Origin of the sequence: Streptomyces sp. NPDC098789 (assembly GCF_044759975.1) — a bacterium.
GTDB lineage: Bacteria > Actinomycetota > Actinomycetes > Streptomycetales > Streptomycetaceae > Streptomyces.
On the sequence record NZ_JBIWAJ010000003.1, the window covers coordinates 328,835 to 348,622 of the forward strand.

17 protein-coding genes and 2 pseudogenes are annotated in these 19,788 nt (G+C 72.6%); 11 read left to right on the forward strand and 8 right to left on the reverse strand.

Features of this window, described 5'->3' with window-relative positions; genetic code table 11:
- Positions 1-26 precede the first annotated feature (26 nt).
- Complete coding sequence (locus tag ACIQWR_RS08940; RefSeq protein WP_404006053.1) at positions 27-485, reverse strand: condensation domain-containing protein; 459 nt, start codon at positions 483-485, stop codon at positions 27-29.
- A gap of 41 nt (positions 486-526) precedes the next feature.
- Between ACIQWR_RS08940 and ACIQWR_RS08945 the strand changes: the two are divergent.
- From ACIQWR_RS08945 to ACIQWR_RS08965, 5 genes and pseudogenes are all read left to right on the forward strand, one after another.
- Positions 527-1,063, forward strand: a pseudogene (locus ACIQWR_RS08945) (2-isopropylmalate synthase); the annotation flags it as partial.
- Positions 1,064-1,075: 12 nt separating this feature from the next.
- Positions 1,076-1,453 (forward strand): annotated as a pseudogene (locus ACIQWR_RS08950) (alpha-isopropylmalate synthase regulatory domain-containing protein); the annotation flags it as partial.
- Positions 1,450-2,808, forward strand: a complete 1,359-nt coding sequence (locus tag ACIQWR_RS08955; protein WP_404006054.1) for a cation:proton antiporter — start codon at positions 1,450-1,452, stop codon at positions 2,806-2,808. The pseudogene ACIQWR_RS08950 and the gene ACIQWR_RS08955, both read left to right, overlap by 4 nt.
- A gap of 107 nt (positions 2,809-2,915) precedes the next feature.
- On the forward strand, positions 2,916-6,839 hold the full coding sequence (locus tag ACIQWR_RS08960) for a Pls/PosA family non-ribosomal peptide synthetase (RefSeq protein WP_404006055.1): 3,924 nt from the start codon (positions 2,916-2,918) through the stop codon (positions 6,837-6,839).
- Positions 6,840-6,876: 37 nt separating this feature from the next.
- Entirely contained in the window at positions 6,877-8,289 is a 1,413-nt protein-coding gene (locus ACIQWR_RS08965) for a M1 family metallopeptidase (protein ID WP_404006056.1), read from the forward strand.
- A gap of 30 nt (positions 8,290-8,319) precedes the next feature.
- Here the strand turns inward: ACIQWR_RS08965 and ACIQWR_RS08970 are convergent, their stop codons facing one another.
- A complete protein-coding gene (locus ACIQWR_RS08970) occupies positions 8,320-8,520 on the reverse strand; it encodes a chaplin (protein ID WP_404006057.1) in 201 nt (66 codons plus the stop codon).
- Between the two features lie 260 nt (positions 8,521-8,780).
- Here ACIQWR_RS08970 and bla point away from each other — a divergent pair, with 260 nt between their 5' ends.
- On the forward strand, positions 8,781-9,644 hold the full coding sequence (gene bla / locus ACIQWR_RS08975) for a class A beta-lactamase (RefSeq protein ID WP_404006411.1): 864 nt from the start codon (positions 8,781-8,783) through the stop codon (positions 9,642-9,644).
- 122 nt (positions 9,645-9,766) lie between these two features.
- Positions 9,767-10,300: a DUF4396 domain-containing protein gene (locus tag ACIQWR_RS08980; protein ID WP_404006058.1), complete on the forward strand. Its 534-nt coding sequence runs from the start codon at positions 9,767-9,769 to the stop codon at positions 10,298-10,300.
- Here ACIQWR_RS08980 and ACIQWR_RS08985 read toward each other — a convergent pair.
- Complete coding sequence (locus ACIQWR_RS08985) at positions 10,294-10,821, reverse strand: NUDIX hydrolase (RefSeq protein ID WP_404006059.1); 528 nt, start codon at positions 10,819-10,821, stop codon at positions 10,294-10,296. The two genes, ACIQWR_RS08980 and ACIQWR_RS08985, sit on opposite strands and share 7 nt — an antisense overlap.
- Positions 10,822-10,960: 139 nt before the next feature.
- Here ACIQWR_RS08985 and ACIQWR_RS08990 point away from each other — a divergent pair, with 139 nt between their 5' ends.
- Together ACIQWR_RS08990 and ACIQWR_RS08995 are read left to right on the forward strand one after the other, a co-directional pair.
- Positions 10,961-11,614 carry a GPP34 family phosphoprotein gene (locus ACIQWR_RS08990; RefSeq protein ID WP_404006060.1) on the forward strand — a complete coding sequence of 218 codons (654 nt, stop codon included), beginning with the start codon at positions 10,961-10,963 and terminating at the stop codon, positions 11,612-11,614.
- 166 nt (positions 11,615-11,780) lie between these two features.
- Positions 11,781-12,485: an aspartate/glutamate racemase family protein gene (locus tag ACIQWR_RS08995; protein WP_404006413.1), complete on the forward strand. Its 705-nt coding sequence runs from the start codon at positions 11,781-11,783 to the stop codon at positions 12,483-12,485.
- A gap of 24 nt (positions 12,486-12,509) precedes the next feature.
- On the opposite strand, the gene ACIQWR_RS09000 is transcribed toward ACIQWR_RS08995, so the two are convergent.
- Together ACIQWR_RS09000 and ACIQWR_RS09005 are read right to left on the reverse strand one after the other, a co-directional pair.
- A complete protein-coding gene (locus ACIQWR_RS09000; RefSeq protein WP_404006061.1) occupies positions 12,510-13,397 on the reverse strand; it encodes a hypothetical protein in 888 nt (295 codons plus the stop codon).
- Positions 13,394-14,806, reverse strand: coding sequence for a phenylacetate--CoA ligase family protein (locus tag ACIQWR_RS09005; RefSeq protein WP_404006062.1), 1,413 nt, complete (start codon positions 14,804-14,806; stop codon positions 13,394-13,396). The genes ACIQWR_RS09000 and ACIQWR_RS09005 overlap by 4 nt, the downstream gene beginning before the upstream one ends.
- Before the next feature lie 400 nt (positions 14,807-15,206).
- On the opposite strand from ACIQWR_RS09005, the gene ACIQWR_RS09010 reads away from it, so the two are divergent.
- Positions 15,207-15,968, forward strand: coding sequence for an IclR family transcriptional regulator (locus tag ACIQWR_RS09010; RefSeq protein ID WP_404006063.1), 762 nt, complete (start codon positions 15,207-15,209; stop codon positions 15,966-15,968).
- A 283-nt stretch (positions 15,969-16,251) separates the two neighbouring features.
- On the forward strand, positions 16,252-17,706 hold the full coding sequence (locus tag ACIQWR_RS09015; protein WP_404006064.1) for an MFS transporter: 1,455 nt from the start codon (positions 16,252-16,254) through the stop codon (positions 17,704-17,706).
- Positions 17,707-17,888: 182 nt separating this feature from the next.
- Here ACIQWR_RS09015 and ACIQWR_RS09020 read toward each other — a convergent pair whose 3' ends face one another.
- From ACIQWR_RS09020 to ACIQWR_RS09030, 3 genes are all read right to left on the reverse strand, one after another.
- A complete protein-coding gene (locus ACIQWR_RS09020) occupies positions 17,889-18,383 on the reverse strand; it encodes a flavin reductase family protein (protein WP_404006065.1) in 495 nt (164 codons plus the stop codon).
- Between the two features lie 139 nt (positions 18,384-18,522).
- Complete coding sequence (locus ACIQWR_RS09025; protein ID WP_404006066.1) at positions 18,523-19,083, reverse strand: hypothetical protein; 561 nt, start codon at positions 19,081-19,083, stop codon at positions 18,523-18,525.
- Between the two features lie 2 nt (positions 19,084-19,085).
- Positions 19,086-19,628 (reverse strand): hypothetical protein, encoded by a 543-nt coding sequence (locus tag ACIQWR_RS09030; RefSeq protein WP_404006067.1) that lies wholly within the window; start codon positions 19,626-19,628, stop codon positions 19,086-19,088.
- Between the last annotated feature and the right edge of the window lie 160 nt (positions 19,629-19,788).

Below are 19,788 nucleotides of genomic sequence, written 5' to 3' on the forward strand. Positions count from 1 at the left end.
GGCGCGAAGGACAGCGCACACGACCTTCAGGACGTGATCGAGGGCGCCTCCAGCAGGTGGGTGACGCGGGACAGCAGGGCGACGAAGTCGTCGACGTGGGCCGCCAGCCGCTCCGGCGCGTACAGCTCCGCGTTCCCGTCGAGGGCCACGTCCAGGCCCTGGCCGTCCATCCGGTCGTACACGTTGACGGTCAGGTCGTCGACGGGACCCGAGCACAGGGTGCGCACCGCGGCCGGGTGCCCCGCGTACCCCAGTCGGTAGTTGAAGGACATGATGTTGATGTCGGGCCCGAACCGACCGGCGGCCCCTCCCACCGGACCCGGCAGCTCGCGCACCAGGCGCTCCTGGGGGTAGCGCTGGTGCTCCACCGCTTCCTCCAGCCGTTGCGCCGCCTGCGCGACGACCGCGGCGAACGCGATCCCCGGCTCCATCTCGAAGCGGAGCGGGACCACATTGGTCAGCATGGTCGGGACGCGCCGCAGCAACGGCTCCGTACGCCCGGTGACGGGGAGGCCGACGACCAGGTCCCGACGACGTGACCATCGTGGTGTTCACGCCCGCGCGCCCCGACCTCATCGACCGGACGTACGAGGCGATTCGCGGGGCGAAGCGCGCGGTGGTGCACCTGTGCCTGGCGACCGCGTGTCTGTGGCGTGACGTGGTGTTCTCCATGTCGGCCTCCGAACTGCGGGACTTCACCTTGCGCGGGGCCGAGCACGTGGCCGTCCGCGCGGCCGGACTGCGGGGTTCCGACCTGCGTTTCGAGTACTCCCCCGAGACGTTCAACGTGACCGAGCCGGATTTCGCGCCCAACGTCTTGGCCGATCAGGTCGAATGGATGCACCGCAACCTGGACAACCGCGGTTCGCTCATCCTGTCCGTCCATCCGCACAACGACCGCGGAACCGCCGTGGCCTCCGCCGAACTGGCGCTCATGGCCGGCGCGGACCGGATCGAAGGCACGCTGTTCGGCAACGGCGAGCGGACGGGCAACGTGTGCCTGGCCACGCTGGCGCTGAACCTGTTCAGCCGCGGCATCGATCCGCAGCTCGACTTCTCCGACTGGGAGATCTTCACGAGCGCCTACGTCGAGTCCCGGCCGGGGCTGCTGCTGAAGGAGCTGCGGGAGCACCGCGAAGCGGACCGCAGCGTGGTCTCGCTCTCACTGGTCGAGAACGGCGGACACGAAAGGAGCCTCGACGCGAGCGGCGACGCAGTCGCCGGCGCGCTCGTGGCGGCGTTGCGCGGTGCGGGCCGGCAGGTGGAACTTCAGGATGTCGTGCAGCACGATCTGGAGGACGCCGCCGGTCGACGCACCGTCGTCTACGTTCGCGTCGGCATCGCTTCGGACACCGTGCACGGCGTGGGCATCGACGCCGATCCGGCCGTGGCGACGGCCACCGCACTGTTCAACGCCGTCAACCGGCACGGCTCTGGGGAGGTGAAGCCATGAACACCGGCACCGGCGTTCCGGGCGGCGGCACGCTGATCGTGCACGCCGCCGCCCCCACGGCCGCTTCCGTCACCGGCGGCGTGCTGCTCGGGCTGGCGGTGGTCCTCGCCGTCGCCCACGCCTTCGGCCGGCTCGCCCAGTGGGTCCGCCAGCCCGCCGTGGTCGGCGAGATCGTCGCGGGAATCGCTCTGGGGCCCAGCCTCCTCGGGCTGCTCCCGGGCGACCTCACATCTCTGCTCTTCCCCGCCGACGTCCGCCCCTTCCTCCAGGTGCTGTCCCAACTCGGCCTGGTGCTCTTCATGTTCGGGGTCGGTTACCAGCTCGATCGGTCCCACCTGCGGGGCGCCGGCCAGCAGGTGACGGCCGTCTCCCTGTCCTCCGTCACGCTGCCCTTCCTGTTGGGCATGGGCCTGGCCGTCGTACTGGAACCGACCTTCATCACGGCGGAGCTGGAGAGCGACCGCCTGCTGGAGCCGGCCCTGTTCCTCGGCGTGGCGATGTCCATCACCGCGTTTCCCGTGCTGGCCCGGATCATCGACGAGCGCGGCCTGAACAAGAGCCGGCTCGGCGCGGTGGCGCTGGCCTGCGCCGCGATCCAGGACTTCCTCGCCTGGTGCGTCCTCGCCGTGGTGGTCGCCCTCGTGCAGGCCGCCGGTTGGGGGTCGCTGGGGTGGCTGGTCGTCGAGTCGGCGGCGTTCGTCTGCACCCTGCTCTACGTCGTCCGGCCCGGCCTGCGGTGGCTGCTGGCGCCCGAGCGGCGCTGGGCCGGCGCCCCCGTCACCCACGCGGCGCTCGTCGTCGGGCTGCTGCTGAGCGCGTGGGCCACCGAAGGGATGGGCCTGCACGCGGTGTTCGGCGCCTTCGCCTTCGGCGCCGTCGTCCCCCGGCGGCACGTCGACGCCCTCGCGCCGCAGGTGCCGGAACGCATCGAACAGACCAGCATCTTCCTGCTGCCCGCCTTCTTCACCGTGACCGGGCTCTCGACCGACCTCGGCGGCCTCGGCTGGCAGGGCGCCCTCATGCTGCTGGCCGCGGTCGCGGTGGCGTGCGCGGGCAAGTTCGCGGGCGCGTTCGGCGCCGCCCGGCTCACCGGGGCGACGACGCGCGAGTCGACCACCCTCGGCATCCTCCTCAATGCCCGCGGTCTGACCGAACTCGTCATCCTGAACGTGGGGCTGTCGCTACGGGTGCTGGACTCCAGGATGTTCACCGTGATGGTCTTCATGGCGCTGATCACCACCGTCATGACCGGCCCCCTCCTGCACTGGGTGCGGCCCCCTGAACCGGGCCCGCCGCGCAAGCGCCGGGCGATCCCTTTTGCGCCGCACGGACGGGTTCGGCGGGAGAACCCCTGAGCGCGGCAGTAGACTGACCGGCTGTTTGGTGCTGGACCGGAACAACCCTGGCAAACCTGGGCTCCACCGGCGACCCGGACGTTTCCGGGACCGAGACGCGAGGGCCGATGGCAGCCACACCCGAGAACGGTGAACGGACACTGCTCGTCGACGGGAGCCCGGAGCACGGAGCACCGGAGCGGGGAGACGGCGGCAAGTCCGCGCTCTTCGCCGCGGGGCCCGCGGCCCCGACCCGCACCCTGATCGACGTCTTCGAGGCCACCGTCCGCGCGCACCCGGACGAGCCCGCCCTGGACGACGGCGCCCAGCGGCTGACCTACCGCGCGCTGGCCGTCGAGGTCGAGCGGCGCCGGCGCGCCCTGGCGGCCGCCGGGGTGGGACCGGGCGACCGGGTCGGCGTACGGGTGCCGTCGGGGACCAACGAGCTGTACGTGGCGATCCTCGCCGTGCTCGCGGCCGGCGCCGCCTACGTGCCGGTCGACGCGGAGGACCCCGACGAGCGGGCCGAGCTGGTCTTCGGCGAGGCCGGGGTCCGGGCCGTGCTGGGCGCCGGGCACCGGATCGACCTCACCGGCCCGGCGCGCGGTCCGGTCGACGCCGCGCGCCCCGGCCCCGAGCACGACGCGTGGATCATCTTCACCTCCGGCTCCACCGGCAAGCCCAAGGGCGTGGCCGTCAGCCACCGCAGCGCCGCCGCCTTCGTGGACGCCGAGGCCGCGCTGTTCCTCGTCGAGGAGCCGATCGGGCCCGGCGACCGGGTGATGGCGGGGCTGTCGGTCGCCTTCGACGCCTCCTGCGAGGAGATGTGGCTGGCCTGGCGCTACGGCGCCTGCCTCGTGCCCGTACCGCGCTCCCAGGTGCGCAGCGGCGCCGATCTCGGCCCCTGGCTGATGGAGCAGGAGATCACCGTGGTCTCCACCGTGCCGACGCTGGCCGCCCTCTGGGAGCCCGAGGCCCTCGACGAGGTCCGGCTGCTGATCTTCGGCGGCGAGGCCTGCCCGCCCGAGCTGACCCAGCGCCTGGTCACCGAGGGGCGCGAGGTCTGGAACACCTACGGCCCCACCGAGGCCACCGTCGTCGCCTGCGCCTCGCTGCTCACCGGAGCGGAGCCGATCCGGATCGGCCTCCCGCTGAACGGCTGGGAGCTGGCGGTGGTCGACGAGGCCGGCGAACCCGTCCCGATGGGCGGCAGCGGCCAGCTGGTGATCGGCGGCGTCGGCCTGGCGCGCTACCTCGACCCGCAGAAGGACGCCGAGAAGTACGCGCCCCTGGAGTCCCTCGGCTGGGAGCGCGCCTACCGCAGCGGGGACCTCGTACGGGCCGAACCCGAGGGGCTGGTCTTCCTCGGCCGCGGCGACGAGCAGATCAAGCTCGGCGGGCGCCGGATCGAGCTGGGCGAGGTGGACTCCGCGCTCCAGGCCCTGCCCGGCGTCGCCGGCGCGGCCGCGGCCGTCCGCACGGCCCGCAGCGGCAACCAGCTGCTCGTCGGGTACCTCGTCACCCAGGAGGGCTGGGACCGCGCCTCGGCCGTCGAGCGGCTGCGCGCCGAGCTGCCGGCCGCGCTCGTGCCGCTGCTCGCACCGGTCGACGAACTGCCGACCCGGACCTCCGGGAAGGTGGACCGCGACGCCCTGCCCTGGCCGCTGCCCGACCTGGAGACCACCGGCCCCACCGAACAGCTGTACGGGACCGAGGCCTGGCTCGCCGAGCAGTGGAGCGAGACCCTCGGCGTGACCGTCAGCGGCGGCGCCGACGACTTCTTCGCGATCGGCGGCAACAGCCTCGCCGCCGCCCAGCTCACCACCCGGCTGCGCACCCGCTACCCGCGCGCGGCCGTCCTCGACATCTATCAGCAGCCCACCCTGCGCAAACTGGCCCGGCGCCTGGAGAAGTCGGTACGGGACGACGGCGCGGCCCGGGTCGTCGCACCCGTCCCGCTCCGGTCCCAGCTGGTGCAGTCGCTGCTGCTGCTCCCCCTCTTCACCCTGGTCGGGCTGCGCTGGACGGTGGCGCTGCTGGCCCTGGGCAACGTCCTGCACCTGTTCGGGTCCTACCCGTGGGCGCCCACCGCCTCCTGGTGGCTCGTCGGCGCCGGCGCGGTGCTGCTGTTCAGCCCGCCCGGCCGGCTCGCGATCGCGGCGGGCGGCGCCCGGCTGCTGCTGCGCGGGGTCACGGCGGGGCACTACCCGCGCGGCGGCAGCGTGCACCTGCGGCTGTGGACGGCCGAGCGGCTGGCCGAGTACGCCGGTGCGACCTCGCTCAGCGGTTCCTGGCTCGTGCGCTACGCACGGGCGCTGGGCGCCAAGATCGGTCCCGACGTGGACCTGCACGCGCTGCCCCCGGTGACCGGCATGCTCAAGCTCGGTCGGGGCTGCGCCGTCGAGGCCGAGGTGGACCTCGCCGGCCACTGGCTGGACGGGGACCGGCTCGAAATCGGCCCGGTGAAGGTCGGCGCCGGCGCCGTCGTCGGCACCCGCAGCCTCCTCTTCCCCGGCGCGCGGGTCGGCAAGCGGGCCGAGGTGGCCCCCGGTTCCGCGGTGGCCGGCCAGGTCCCCACCGGCCAGCGGTGGGCCGGGGCGCCCGCCGTCAAGCTCGGCAAGGCGAAGCACAACTGGCCCGGGAACCGGCCGCCGCGCCCGCTCCGCTGGGGCGCCGCCTACGGGGCGTCCGGGTTCTGCCTGACGGCCCTGCCGGTGCTGGCGGCCCTGCCCGCGCTGCTCGTGGCGAGCCGGTTCGTGCCCGCCGACGCGGGCGCCGCCGCGGCCCTGCGCGGGGCCCTGCTCGCCGTGGTCCCCGGGGCGCTGGCCTTCGGGTGCGCCTACGCACTGCTGCTCCTGGTCTCCGTACGGCTGCTCAGCCTGGGGCTGCGCACGGGCGTCCACCCCACGCACAGCCGGGTCGGCTGGCAGGCCTGGACGATCACCCAGCTGATGGACCTGTCCCGGGAGACGCTCTTCCCTCTGTACGCGGGGCTCATCACGCCGGTCTGGCTGCGGCTGCTCGGCATGAAGATCGGCCGGGGCGCGGAGGTCTCCACCGTGCTCGCGCTGCCGAGCCTGACCACCGTGGGCGAAGGCGCGTTCCTCGCCGACGACACCCTGACCGCCCCGTACGAACTGGGCGGCGGCTGGATCAGGATCGGGCACTCGGCGATCGGCCGCCGGGCGTTCCTCGGGAACTCCGGCATGACCGCACCCGGCCGCACCGTGCCGGACGGCGGGCTGGTCGGCGTCCTGTCGGCGACCCCGAAGAAGGCCAAGAAGGGCAGTTCCTACCTGGGCCTGCCGCCGGTCCGGTTGCCGCGGTCCACCGCGGACGCCGACCAGAGCCGGACCTACGAACCGCCCGCCCGGTTGCTGTGGGCGCGCGGCCTGGTCGAGCTGTGCCGCCTCCTGCCGGTCTTCTGCTCGACGGCGCTGGCCGTGCTGACCGTGGCGGCGTTGTGCGCGCTGAGCGCCCCGGGCGCGCTGGGCACCGGGCTCACCGCGCTGCTGTCCGGGGCGGTGCTGCTCGCCGCGGGCGCGGCCGCGGGCACGGTGAGCGTGGCGGCGAAGTGGCTGCTGGTGGGCCGCCACCGGGCCGGCGAGCACCCGCTGTGGAGCGGTTTCGTGTGGCGCAACGAACTGGCCGACACCTTCGTCGAGGTGCTCGCCGTGCCCTGGCTGGCCGGGTCGGTGCCCGGTACGCCGCTGCTGTCCCTGTGGCTGCGCGGACTCGGGGCGCGGATCGGTCGGGGCGTGTGGTGCGAGAGCTACTGGCTGCCCGAGACGGACCTGGTGGCGCTGGGCGACGCGGTCAGCGTGAACCGGGGCTGCGTGTTGCAGACGCACCTCTTCCACGACCGGATCTTGAGGACGGATACTGTGGTCCTCCACGAGGGCGCCACCCTGGGCCCGGGCGGCATCGTCCTGCCCGGGAGCACGATCGGCGCCCACAGCACACTGGGTCCCGCCTCGCTCGTGATGGCCGGTGAATCCGTACCCGCCGGCACCCGTTGGCTGGGCAATCCGATCGAGGCGTGGCGGACCTGAGAGGGCCCGGGCACAGCGCAGGGAACGGGAAACGTCAATGAGCGGCCAGACGACCACGGCATCCGACCCGTACTTTCCGGCCAACGGAGACCCCCGTTACCGCGTGCACCGGTACGAACTGGCTCTGGAATACCGCCCCCGCCCCAACCGGCTCGCCGGGACGGCCCGGATCAGTGCGATCGCGGGCCGGGCTCCGCTCACCGAGTTCCACCTGAACCTGGCCGAGTTCAAAATAGGGCGGGTCCTGGTCGACGGCCGCCCGACGCACTCCGTGCACCGGGCCGGAAAACTCCTGGTGCGGCCCGTCAAGCCGCTGCCCGCCGGCACCGCCTTCACCGTGGACGTGCACTGGGTGGGCAACCCCAAGCCGGTCCGCAGCCCGTGGGGCGGGATCGGCTGGGAGGAGCTGACCGATGGCGCGCTGGTGGCCAGCCAGCCGGTCGGGGCGCCGTCCTGGTACCCCTGCAACGACCGGCCCGCCGACAAGGCCTCCTACCAGATCTCGATCAACGTGCCCTCCCCCTACACCGTGGTGGCCGTGGGGCGGCTGCTCACCCGGACGACGAAGGCCTCCACCACGACCTGGGTGTACGAGCAGCCCGCGCCGACCTCCAGCTATCTGGTCGGGCTGGCGATCGGCACCTACCAGACCGTGCTGCTCGGGGACCCGGGGCTCGGCGGTGTTCCGCAGAGCGCCCACGTGCCGGCGCACCTGCTGACCCGGTTCTCCCGCGACTTCGCCCGACAGCCCGAGATGATGCGGCTGTTCGAGGAGCTCTTCGGCCCCTACCCCTTCGGCGAGTACGTGGTGGTCGTCGCCGACGAGGAGCTGGACGTTCCGGTGGAGGCCCAGGGGCTCTCCCTCTTCGGCGCCAACCACGTGGACGGCGCCCGCGGCTCGGAACGCCTGGTCGCCCACGAGCTGGCGCACCAGTGGTTCGGCAACAGCGTGAGCATCGCCGACTGGCGGCACATCTGGCTGAACGAGGGCTTCGCGAAGTACGCGGAGTGGCTCTGGTCGGAGCGCTCCGGCGGCCGCACCGCGCACGACCTGGCGGCTTCCGCGCACCGGCTGCTGGCCGCGCAGCCGCAGGACCTCACGCTGGCCGACCCCGGGCGCAAGCTGATGTTCGACGACCGTCTCTACCAGCGCGGCGGCCTCGCCGTGCACGCCGTCCGCTGCGCCCTGGGCGACGGCCCGTTCTTCCGGATGCTGCGCGACTGGGCCACCGCGCACCGTCACGGCGTGGTCACGACCGCGGGATTCACCGCCCATGCGGCCCGCTACGCGACCGAGCCGGTGGAGCACCTGCTCGCCGCCTGGCTGTACCAGCCGACCCTCCCGCCGCTGCCCGCGCCGCCCGTACGGCCTTCGACGCAGGCACAGGAACCGGCGCGGCCCGCGTTCCCGCCGTCGAACGGCGAGCCCGCGGGCCGCGGCCGGGTCTGATCCGGCTGGATCAGGCCGGATCAGGCCAGGTCAGTTGTTGGAGCCGACCGTGTTGTTGTGACCGGCGTTGAAGACGTCGTCGGCCGCGAACTGGGTCCAGTTGCCGAAGACCAGCGTGTACGAGTTGCCCTCGGGGACGATCACGTTCACATCGGCGCTGGCGGCGGAGGCACCGCCGAGGACGACGGCGAAGGCGGCGAGGGCGGTCAGTGCGGAGGCTACGGAGCGCATGAAAATGCCTTTCGTAGGGGAACGTCGGCGTACGGGAAGCCCCCAGTCAAGGGGGCGGACACCACGCGGCACACGGAGCCACTCCGGGCGCGCTCCCAGAGCAACCGCTTTGTACCAGTGACCCCGACGCACGGGATGGGACACCCTTGAGCACCTCCAGCACCTCCAGCACCTCCAGCACCACGGAAAAGGCGAACGCATCGGGCACGGCCCCCTCCCGACGGACGGCCCTCACCTGGGGCGCCGGCGTCGGGGCCGCGCTGGCGGTCGGCCCGGTCGCGGGCGGCAGCGCGTACGCCGCCCCCGCCGCCCCCGACGGCGAGGGCGCGCTCGACCTGCGGCTGGCCGCCCTCGAACGGCGGTACTCCGCCCGGCTGGGGGTGTTCGCCCACGACACGGCGACGGGGCGGAGCGTCCGGTACCGCTCGACCGAGGCCTTCCCGCTCTGCTCTACCTTCAAGACGCTGGCGGTCGCGGCCGTGCTGCGCGACCTCGACCGGGACGGGGAGTACCTGGCCCACCGCATCCGGTACACGGAGGCGGACGTCACCGCGTCGGGGTACGCGCCGGTCACCGGCCGGCCCGAGAACCTCGCCGGCGGCCTGACCGTCGAGGAACTGTGTGCCGCCGCGATCCGCTACAGCGACAACGCCGCCGCCAACCTCCTCCTGCGCGCGTTGGGCGGGCCGGACGCGATCACCCGCTTCTGCCGGTCCGTCGGAGACCGGACGACCCGCCTCGACCGCTGGGAGCCGGACCTGAACTCGGCCGAGCCGTGGCGCACGACGGACACCTCCACGCCCCTCGCCCTCGGGCGGACCTACGCGCGCCTCGCCCTCGGCACGGCGCTCACACCGGCGGACCGCACGCGGCTCACCGATTGGCTGCTGGCCAACACCACGGGCGGCGCGAAGCTCCGGGCCGGCCTGCCCGCCGACTGGCTCGTCGCGGAGAAGACCGGGGGCGGCAGGTACGGCACCAACAACGACGCGGGCATCGCCTGGCCCCCGGGCCGGCCGCCCGTCGTCATGACCGTGCTGACGACGAAGCACGCGCCCGATGCCACGGCCGACGACGCCCTGATCGCCGAAACGGCGGCCCTGCTGGCGACGACCCTCGGCTGAGGGGACGCCGGCGGCGGGCCGCCGAACACCTCGCGAAATACCCCAGGGGGGTATACGGTTCCCTCTGTGGGTCCGCGGGAGCGCGGCCCCACAGGGGACGCGAACGGACGGGGATGACGGACATGGACCACGGCACTCACGACCACGGCACGCACGAGCAAGGCACACACGAGCAGGGCACACACGCGGGTCACGCGGGTCACGCGGGTCACCGTACGGGCGAGGTCACCTGGGGAGCCGCCGCGAAGGCGACGCTGCACTGCCTCACCGGGTGCGCCATCGGCGAGATCCTCGGCATGGCCGTCGGGACCGCCCTCGGGTGGGGCAACGCGGCGACCATGGTGCTCGCGATCGTCCTCGCCTTCGTCTTCGGCTACTCCCTCACGCTGTTCGCGATCCGCGGGGCCGGCCTGGGCGTCCGGAGCGCGCTCAAGGTCGCGCTGGCCGCCGACACCGTCTCGATCGTCGTGATGGAACTCGTCGACAACGGGATCATCGCCCTGGTCCCGGGTGCCATGGACGCCCACCTGGACGAGGCCCTGTTCTGGACCTCACTGCTCGGCGGCTTCGTCATCGCCTTCCTGCTCACGACGCCGGTCAACAAGTGGATGATCGCCCGCGGCAAGGGCCACGCCGTCGTCCACGGCCATCACTGACCGGCCCCCGGCCCGCCGGGGGCCGGGCCCTGGCCCCGCTGCGCGAGGTAACGACCGTACGCCTCCTGCCCGTCCGGCACGAAGCTCCACTGCCGCACCGCCTCGCGCAACTCCGGCTCCGTCAGCCAGGCGTGCCAGGCGACCTCGCCCGGATCGGGCGTCACCCCGCCCGTGATCACGGCTTCGTGCACACCGAGCCAGTACGGGCTGATGGCCCCTCGGCACAGGAACCTGCACACGGGGCGCACGGCCACGTGGATGCCCAGCTCCTCGGCCAACTCCCGGGTCGCCGCCTGCTCGTAGGACTCGCCGACCGCCACGGCCCCGCCGAACATCACGTCGTGGAGACCGGGGAACCGGGCCGTGCCCTCGGGCCGCCGGTGGACCAGCACCCGCCCCTGCCGATCGCGGCAGATCGTCGTCGCGATGCGGTGCAGCCATCCCCGGCGCACGGCCTCCTCGCGGTCCACGACCGCCAGGATCCGATCCCGCTCGTCCACCCGCTCCACCCGTTCGTTCACGGCGCCCACGATCGCACGCCCCTGTGACAGTCCTTACGAATCGCGGACGGAGCACGACCGCAGCGCTGTCGGGCGGCGATCGGGGGCCCGGCCGATCCATAATCGACGCAGGACCGCCCACCACCGGAAGGGGCTCTTCATGACGACACCTCGGGACCTGCTGATCGTCGCCACGGACATGGAGGCGGGCCGGCCGCTCGAACAGGGCGAGCTCTCGCTCGCGCTCGCCGGGGCCGAGGTGATCGACCTCCTCGCCGCCGGGACCGTCCTGCTGGACGGTGACCACATCGTGCCGGGCGACCGACCCGCGCCGAACGACCGGCTGTTGACCGAGGCCGCCGGAGCAATCGTCCGCGAGGCGCCCCACGAGTCGGTGGCCGACTGGCTGTGGCGCAGGGGGCGCGACCTGTCCGCGGTCTACCGGGCCCGGTTGGAGGCGGACGGGCAGCTCGTCCGCCCGCGCCGCCGCGGGCTCTCCTTCCGGGCGGGCGAGGCGGAGCTGGTCGACTCGGCCGCGCGCAGCGGGGCCGCGGAGCGCTGGGCATCGGACGAGCCCGTCCTGGCGACCCTCGCGCAAGCCCTCGGGGTCCTGCCCCGCGGGGTCCGGGCCGCGGACGCGCCGGACCTGACCGACGTGACCGACGTGGATGACGTGACCGAGGTGGACGACGACGCCGTGGCGACCGTACTGGCCACCGTCAGCGACGCGTTGGTGGAGCTGGCGGCCGTACGCCAGCGCCGCTCCGTCGAGGAGGCGGCCTTCGACAACATCTGGCGGGGCAGCGGCGGCTGATGCCAGGACCCACCGAAGTCGAGGCGCTCCTCCAGGGCCGAGCCGGCCACCCATCATCAAAGTGATCCTTATGGGTTTCCGGTACAGCAACACCCTGACTTATGCTCTTCGTGTCATCAGTGGCCACACGAGGAGCACGGGGACGGGCATGGGCACAGACATGGGCATGAGGACGATCGGGCTGATCGGGGGCATGAGCTGGGAGTCGACCGCCGAGTACTACCGGATCCTCAACGAGCGCACGCGCGAGCGGCTCGGCGGCCTGCACTCGGCGCGCTGCGTGCTCCACTCCGTGGACTTCGCGGAGATCGAACGCTTCCAGGCCGAGGGACGGTGGGCCGAGGCCGGCGAGGCGCTCGCCGCCGCCGCCCGGTCGCTGGCGGCGGCCGGCGCCGATCTGCTGCTCATCTGCACCAACACCATGCACAAGGTCGCGGACGTCGTCGCGGCCGCGACCCCGGTGCCGCTGCTCCACATCGCGGACGCCACCGCGGACGCCGTCCGCGCCGCGGGGCTGAGCCGGGTGGGGCTCCTGGGCACCGCCTTCACCATGGAGCAGGACTTCTACCGGGGCCGCCTCGCGGCGAGCGGGCTCGACGTCCTCGTCCCCGACCCGCGGGGGCGTGCGCTCGTACACCGGGTGATCTACGAGGAGCTCTGCCTGGGCGTCGTCCGCGAGGCCTCGCGGGCGGCCTACCGGCGGGTCGTCGGCGAGCTGGTCGCCCGGGGCGCCGAGGGGGTGATCCTCGGGTGCACCGAGATCGAGCTCCTGCTCGGCCCCGCGGACAGCCCCGTACCGCTCTTCCCCACGGCCCGGCTGCACGCCGAGGCCGCGGTCGACGCGGCGCTGCGCGCGGGCTCCGCCGACTGACGGCGCCGCGGGAGGAGCGCGCCGTCAGCCCGCGGTGGCCAGGGAGGCCGCCGCGCGATCGCGCGGCAGGACCACGTCGGCCATGCGGCGCTCGGGGCCGCGGCGGCGCAGGTACCGGTAGCCGAGGAAGGCCGCCGGCCCGAAGACGACCTGGGCCGGGATGAGCGCCGGTTCGTGTCCGAGCAGCTCGGTGATGACCTTCAGCACGACCACGGGCGCGACGGCGCCGAAGACGGTGACCAGCACGAGCCCGACGCGCAGCCCGACCTTCCCGTACGCCTTGTAGGCGCAGGTGGTGAAGAGGGCGTACGCGAGCAGGTCGCCCATGCCCACCACGGCGCCCAGGTCGTCCCCGATGCGCAGACCGGCGGCCGGGGCGTACGGATAGCCCTGGACGGCGTCGGCCAGTTCCTCGGTCAGCGGCACGACCCAGGCGAAGAAGGCGTCGTACACGGTGAGGGCGAGGAGGAACCACGCGACGTTGGACAGCCGCATGCCGCCCTGCACGTTGAGGTTCGTGGCGGATACGACGACCAGGACGACGACGCAGCTGTTCGCCACCCAGTAGGGCGGCGCGGCCTCGCCGAAGGCCGTGTGGGAGACGTACACGCTCGCGATCAGGGCGGCGATCAGTGCCCAGCGCAGGCGGCCGTTGCCGATGAGGGGTTGGTAGCCGACGGACAGTCCGCCCGCGAAGACGAGGGCGAGCACGACCGGGAGGACCCCGCCGGGCAGCGCCAGGTAGACGTACGGCAGGGCCAGGACGAAGCCCATGATCACGAAGATGTCGCGGCCGTTGAAGACGCCGACCGGCGGGCGCGCCGCGCGGACGGTGCGGAAGTAGGAGACCGCTCCGGCGCACACGGCGAGCGCCAGGAAGCAGGTGACCGCGAGCTGGAAGAAGACGCTCATGCATGGCTCCGGGTGAAGGTGTGCTCCGTCAGGTCGCAGCGGAGGGGGAAGCGCCGCGCGGCCTCTTCGTCGCTCAAGGGCAGGACCGTGACGTCAGCGTCGATGTGCTGCTCCCGCAGCCGCTCGGCGACTTCGACGGCGGTGACCTCCTTGGCGGCGACCTCCACGTGGAGCCGGCCGTCGTCCCCGACGCTCGCCCGGTGGCGCAGCGGGAACGGCAGCCCGGGGGTGCCGTCGAGCGCCTCCACGATGTCGCGCGGGGTCACGATGCCGTCGTCGGTGCGGTGCAACAGGCCGGCCTTGCCGAGGATGTAGGAGACCGCGGGGACCACCGACAGTTCGCAGTCCGGCTCGCCCTCCAGGGTGCGGACCACGTCACCGGTGTTGTAGCGCAGGACGGGCATGCACTCCCGGTAGGGGTAGTACGGCGTGACGGTCAGCGCGCCGAGCCGGCCGGGCGCGGCGGGCTCGCCCGTGTCCAGGTCGAGCACCTCCGCGTACCCCATGTTGGGGTCGATGTGCAGGTGGCGCTTGCTACAGGTGCGACCGCCCACGGGCAGCAGCTCGGTCATGCCGAAGGCGTCGCCGACGACCTTGGCCCCGAAGGTCTCCCGCAGGGCGTCCATCAGGTTGCGCGACAGCATTTCCCCGCCGCCGTAGATCGCCCGCAGCCCGAAGTCGTCGGGGCCGTAGCCGCTGCGGCGTGCGGAGGTCACCAGCTGGCCCAGGTAACTCGGGGCGCCGGTGAGGATGGTGGGCTGGACGCCGCCTTGGCCGAGCAGGTGCTCGACGGACTCGTCCGGCGGTATCTGCCCCACGACGTGGCACGAGGCGTTGGCGAGCCGGCACACCGCGACGTCCTCCTGCACGGCGGCCGTGGCGCGGGAGCTGAGGTTGATCTGCATCCGGTCGCCGGGGCCGAGTTCGCCGCGCAGGACGAGGGACAGCGCGATCAGCGCGGGCCAGAGTTCCATCTCGTAGCGGGACAGCCAGATCTGGACGGGGCGGCCGGTGGTGCCGGTCGTCTGCGTCGCCAAGTACGGCGGGCTGCACAGGAATTCGTCGGGGCGCTCGATCAGATCGGCCTTGCGGGTCACCGGGATGCTGGTGAGCGTCTCGACGGTCAGCGCGTCGAGGTCCACTCCCGCGAGCCGCTCGCGGTAGAAGGGCGAGCGCTTGGCGAGTTTGCGCACGGTCCGCCGGAGCGCGCGGTTCTGCAGGTCCCTGCGCTCGTCCGGGTCGGCGAACGGGCCGTCGGCCAGTTCGTCCACGTCGTCGCCCAACGAGCCGAACTCTTCGAGCGTGGCGAGGGCGTCGGCGACCAGCCGCTCCACGGCCCGTACGCTCAACCGCCGGCCGAACACCATGGACAGCGCCACGCGTACCTGCCGGACACCGGTCTCCAGCACTCTTTGCTCCCTTGGATGTAGCGAGGGGGTGGGAGCGGAATCCGCCCCCACCCCCCATGCGTGCCGTGTGTTAGCTGACGGAGCAGTACGAGAAGAACACCGACGTCATGGCACCCATGACGTACTTGAACTGCTTCGCGCTGGTCTTGATGGCGCTCATAGGAATCCTCCTTGTTTCGATCCGGCGTGACGGTTGTCAAGGCACCCGGAGGGCGTCGTAACGTCCGTCACTTGGCTGATGACACAGTGGCGCGATTTCGAACCACGGGCAATGATCTAGTCCATTCAACGGACCGGCGGACGGGGGAGGGACACACCGCTCTACCCCCTGAGCTGGGACGAACGGGGAATTCTGGAACCATCCGATCGATGGGACCAGCGTGAGACGGGGGAACCTCTCATGGCTAGATCCAGTACAGAAGGCCGTGGCGTGCTCGAAGGCGCGTTCGCATTGATGGAGGTACTCGCCCATGACGACGAGGTGGGATTGACCCGGTTGGCGGCAGACGCGGCACTGCCGAAGGCCACCGCCCACCGCCTGCTCGGGCAGTTGGTCGCACTCGGCGCGGTACAGAGCCGCGAAGGGCGGTACTGTCTGGGCCCGAGGACGTTCCGACTGGGGCAGGCATGGCACCCCGCGCGCACGCTCAGCGCGGCAGCGGCTCGACCGCTGCGTGAACTCGCCTCCACAGCAAGTGGTTTGAGCTTCAGCGTGTCGGTGCCCGAGGCGGGCCACACCATCGTCGTCGGCAGCATACGCGGCGAAGTGGACGATGTCTTTCCGCTCCGCTCCGGCGTCGTGCTGCCGCCCGGGAGCGCGGCCGAGCTGGTCCTGGCCGCCTCCACTCCCGTGACGCGGTACCCCGAGGGGTGGACGCGGGCCACGTGGGTGCGCGAGGTCGCACGGGCCCGCGAGGAGGGTCTCGCCTTCCAGTACGGGCAGTGCGTGGGCCCGCTGTCGTGCGTGGCCGCGCCGATCCTCTCGGCGTCGGGCCAGGTGGTCGCGGCCGTGGCCGCCAGCTCCCTGGACGGCAAGCGGATCGCCCCGCTCGGCGGGGCCGTGGGTCGTGCGGCGGCGATGATCAGCGCCAGTTTGGCCCGTGTGCCGGCCCCGCGCCCCGCGGTGAAAGCCCGACAGACCGTCACGGTCGTTCCGCACTAGGGGAGATCGCACAGGTCGCCGATCGGGGGTCGTTGCGGAGCCGCGCGCTCCGCAACGACCCCTTCAGGCCATCAGCCGATGGCCCGGAGTTCACCTTCGCCCCCACCACCGCGTCCGCTTTGGACGATCCTCCCACCCTGGGCGATGGTGCCGTCACCGCCGGCGGCACCGCTGCTGGCACCACCGCCGGCACCGCTGCCGCCGACCGGACGAGGCACGTCCGCCGGTCCGCCCCGCCCGGCCGGGCGGTTTGCACCGGGACGGCCCGGGCAGACGCGGGAACATGTCGGAGCGAACCGAGTCGAAGACGGTGTCCGTCACCACCGAAGTACCGGCCCGGTTGGACCGCCTGCCGTGGTCCCGCTGGCACTGGATGATCGTGATCGGGCTGGGCACCGTATGGATCCTGGACGGTCTAGAAGTCACCGTCGTGGGGAGCATCGCGAGCCGGATCTCGGAGGACGGCAGTGGACTGTCGATCACGGACGCCCAGGTCACCGGGATGGCAGCCGCCCTCTACGTCGCGGGAGCCTGCGCCGGCGCGCTGGTCTTCGGCCGTCTGACCGACCTCTACGGGCGCAAGCGGTTGTTCCTGGTCACCCTCGGTGTCTACCTGGCGGCGACCGCGCTGACGGCGGTGTCCTTCTCCGCCTGGTGGTTCTTCCTCTTCAGGTTCCTCACCGGCTTCGGCATCGGCGGCGAGTACGCGGCCATCAATTCGGCCATCGACGAGCTCATCCCCAGTAGGTTCCGCGGCCGGGTGGACCTGATCATCAACGGCAGCTTCTGGATCGGCGCGGTCGCCGGCGCCCTGCTCTCGGTCCTCGCCCTGGACACCGGGATCTTCCCGAAGTGGCTGGGCTGGCGGCTGACGTTCGCGCTCGGGGTGGTGCTCGGCCTGGTCATCCTGCTCGTCCGGCGCCACGTGCCCGAGAGCCCGCGGTGGATGATCATCCACGGGCGGGCCGAGGAGGCGGAAGCGCTGGTTGCGGACGTGGAACGGCGGGTGGAGGCGGAGCAGGGGCGCGAGCTGCCCGCGCCGGAGCGGGCCATCACGATGACGCAGCGCCACAGCATCGGCTTCGGCGAGATCGCGAAGACGGTCTTCCGCTCGTATCCGCGCCGCGCCGTGCTCGGGCTGTCCCTCTTCGTGGGCCAGGCCTTCCTGTACAACGCGATCACCTTCGGCTTCGGTTCCATCCTGGTCACCTTCTTCCACGTCTCCAGTGGGGTGACCGGCTTCTACTTCGCCGTGGTGGCGTGCTTGAACTTCCTCGGCCCGCTCCTGCTGGGGCGCATGTTCGACACGGTCGGGCGACGGCCGATGATCGCCGGCACGTACATCCTGTCCGGGGTGCTGCTCTTCGGCACCGCCTGGCTCTTCGGCGCGGGCCGCCTCACCGCCGTGACCATGACCGCATGCTGGTGCGTCGTGCTCTTCTTCGCCTCGGCCGGGGCCAGTTCGGCCTACCTGACGGTCAGCGAGATCTTCCCGATGGAAACCCGGGCGATGGCCATCGCCTTCTTCTACGCCATCGGCACGGCGGCCGGCGGCATTTCGGGCCCGCTCCTCTTCGCCGGCCTGACCGCCAGCGGGGTCGTGTCCGACGCGGTGCTCGCCTTCTGCGTCGGCGCGGGGCTCATGGTGGCCGCGGGACTGGTGGCCGTCCGCTACGCGGTCGCGGCCGAAGGCCGCTCCCTGGAGGACATCGCCACCCCGCTCTCGGCCACCCCCTAGTGCTGTGGCCGGAAAGGTTTGCTGGGTCGCGGCGTCCGGTGCGGTGCAGCGCAAGGCGGAGGAATGCCCGCCTACTGGACGTAATCGGGCGTTCCGACAACGCCGCGAGGTGCGGTGCCAGGCGTCGCGAGCCCGGGGGCACCTCCCAGCGGTAGCTGGGGGAGGGACTTTCGAAACACGCCCTAGGCCGGATGTCCCGGGGTGAGGTCGGCTACGTCGCTGAAGAGCAGCAGTGGCGGGCGCACCGGGCCGGGGGGACCCTCCGCGACGGGCGCGAGGCGGAATCCGACGTGGTCGCCGCCGTCGACCCGCGCTTCGACCCGGCCGAGGAACCAGGCCCGGACGTCGTCGAGGACCGGCGCGTCCGCGCCGTCCGTGGTCAGCCGGTGCCAGTCGACGTGCGCGAACTTGTCGATGTCGTCGCCCGTCCGGCCCCCGAAGAGTTCCGCGGTCCGCTTCTGGTCGTCCCGCAGCGTGTGCACCGCCAGGTGGGAGGCCTGCCGGGCGATCCGGTACGTGCGGTTGGCCTTGGAGAGCCACACCATGAAGCGGGGCGGGTCGATCGAGCACTGGGAGGCGAAGCCCACCAGGCAACCGGCCGTCCGCTCCCCGGCCGCCGCGGTCACCACGTACACCGGGTAGTCGAGTGCGTCGGTGAACGCGTCCAGATCCGCCACGGCTCGCTCCAACCCTGCAGTCCGCCCCGCCCCTCGATCGCCCCACGCTAGCCCGGGGCCGCGGGGCCCGGACGCCGCGACACGACGGGGGACGGGCGCGAACGCCCGTCCCCCGTCGTGTCGCTCCCGGTCCGGCGGCTCAGGTGGCGAGCAGCCGGTCGACCAGCGAACGGTAGGCCCGCATCGCCTGTCGCAGGTCCTCCGTGGCCACCTCCTCACCGCGGTCCCACTGCTTCTCCAGGCCGCCGCGGTGATCGGCGAGCGTGCCCGCGAAGGCCTGCATGACCTCCGCCGCCAGGGTGTCGGCGGACCTGACCGCCTCCCGGGGCTCGTCCACGAAGCGGCCCTGGATCTCCGTCCACCTGGTCCGGTAGCGCTCCGCGTCCGTCACGCCCAGCAGCGGTTCCGTGCCGCCGGCGACGCTCTCGCGCCGCTCTGCCCCGGGTGCGGACCCGACGTCCTCGGACACGGCCCCGACGGGCCGGTCCGCCGGCGGCCGCCCCGCTTGGTCGCGGTCGCGCCGCCCGCCCGTGTCCCCGCCCGGCGGGGCCGCGGCCCGGCCCGGAGCGGTCGTGGCCTCGCCCGGGAAGACGGCCGCGTCCCGGTCCGCGGGCTGCTGCGCCGCGCGTGCGAGGTCCTCCGTCGTCGGGACGGGCCCGGAGGTCCGCCCCGACCGTCGTTCTTCATGGTCCATCGTCATCGTCACCGGCTCCTCTGGTCGGACAACAGCTCCTCGAACAGCGCGCGGTAGTGCACCATCGCCCCGCGCAGTTCCTCGGTCGTCGCCTTTCCCGCACCGCTGCGCACCTTGACGGCGTGGGCCGCCCGGTACTCCTCCACCGTGCGGCCGTGCTCCACCGACAGGTCCCGCAGCTGATCGTCGAACCCCTCGGTGGGGTACCCGCGCTCGCCCATCAGTCGGGTCACGAGTTCGTCGGCCCGCTCCACGGAACCTTCGGGCCGGTCCACGAACTCCTGCTGCACGCCGCTCCATTCGTCCGCGTACTGGTGTCGGCGGCCGTCCGACAGCTCCTTGATGTCCAGTCGGTCGTGCCGTTCCTCACGGGCGCGCAGATCGCGCTCGGCGGACCGCTTGTCGCCCCGTTCCGTGACGGTGCGCTCGTACTCCGGCCCGAACCTCTCCCTCAGGTGGCGTCGTCTCGCCAACGTCCACAACAGTGCCGTGAGCGCGATCACGACGACCGCTGCCACGACGATGACGGCTATCAGTGAATTGGTCGACATCTCTGGCCTCCGTTCCGGGGGCTCTCTTCCGTCTCCGACGCGGCTGCCCCGGTCGCCCGGGAACAAACCGAAACCGATCCGGTCGCCCGCCACGGGGTTTGGACCGGCTGGCATCGAGCAGGCGCCGGACGAAGCGAATTCCGGCGAGCAGGAGGTATCC

Excerpts from the sequence above, each read along its gene's own strand:
- ACIQWR_RS09015 (WP_404006064.1), top strand. The coding sequence starts at position 16,252 with ATGTCGGAGCGAACCGAGTCGAAGACGGTGTCCGTCACCACCGAAGTA.
- ACIQWR_RS08980 (WP_404006058.1), top strand. The coding sequence starts at position 9,767 with ATGGACCACGGCACTCACGACCACGGCACGCACGAGCAAGGCACACAC.
- ACIQWR_RS08990 (WP_404006060.1), top strand. The coding sequence starts at position 10,961 with ATGACGACACCTCGGGACCTGCTGATCGTCGCCACGGACATGGAGGCG.
- ACIQWR_RS09025 (WP_404006066.1), bottom strand. The coding sequence starts at position 19,083 with ATGACGATGGACCATGAAGAACGACGGTCGGGGCGGACCTCCGGGCCC.
- ACIQWR_RS08995 (WP_404006413.1), top strand. The coding sequence starts at position 11,781 with ATGAGGACGATCGGGCTGATCGGGGGCATGAGCTGGGAGTCGACCGCC.
- ACIQWR_RS08955 (WP_404006054.1), top strand. The coding sequence starts at position 1,450 with ATGAACACCGGCACCGGCGTTCCGGGCGGCGGCACGCTGATCGTGCAC.
- ACIQWR_RS08970 (WP_404006057.1), bottom strand. The coding sequence starts at position 8,520 with ATGCGCTCCGTAGCCTCCGCACTGACCGCCCTCGCCGCCTTCGCCGTC.
- ACIQWR_RS08965 (WP_404006056.1), top strand. The coding sequence starts at position 6,877 with ATGAGCGGCCAGACGACCACGGCATCCGACCCGTACTTTCCGGCCAAC.
- ACIQWR_RS09000 (WP_404006061.1), bottom strand. The coding sequence starts at position 13,397 with ATGAGCGTCTTCTTCCAGCTCGCGGTCACCTGCTTCCTGGCGCTCGCC.
- ACIQWR_RS09010 (WP_404006063.1), top strand. The coding sequence starts at position 15,207 with ATGGCTAGATCCAGTACAGAAGGCCGTGGCGTGCTCGAAGGCGCGTTC.
- ACIQWR_RS09030 (WP_404006067.1), bottom strand. The coding sequence starts at position 19,628 with ATGTCGACCAATTCACTGATAGCCGTCATCGTCGTGGCAGCGGTCGTC.
- ACIQWR_RS08960 (WP_404006055.1), top strand. The coding sequence starts at position 2,916 with ATGGCAGCCACACCCGAGAACGGTGAACGGACACTGCTCGTCGACGGG.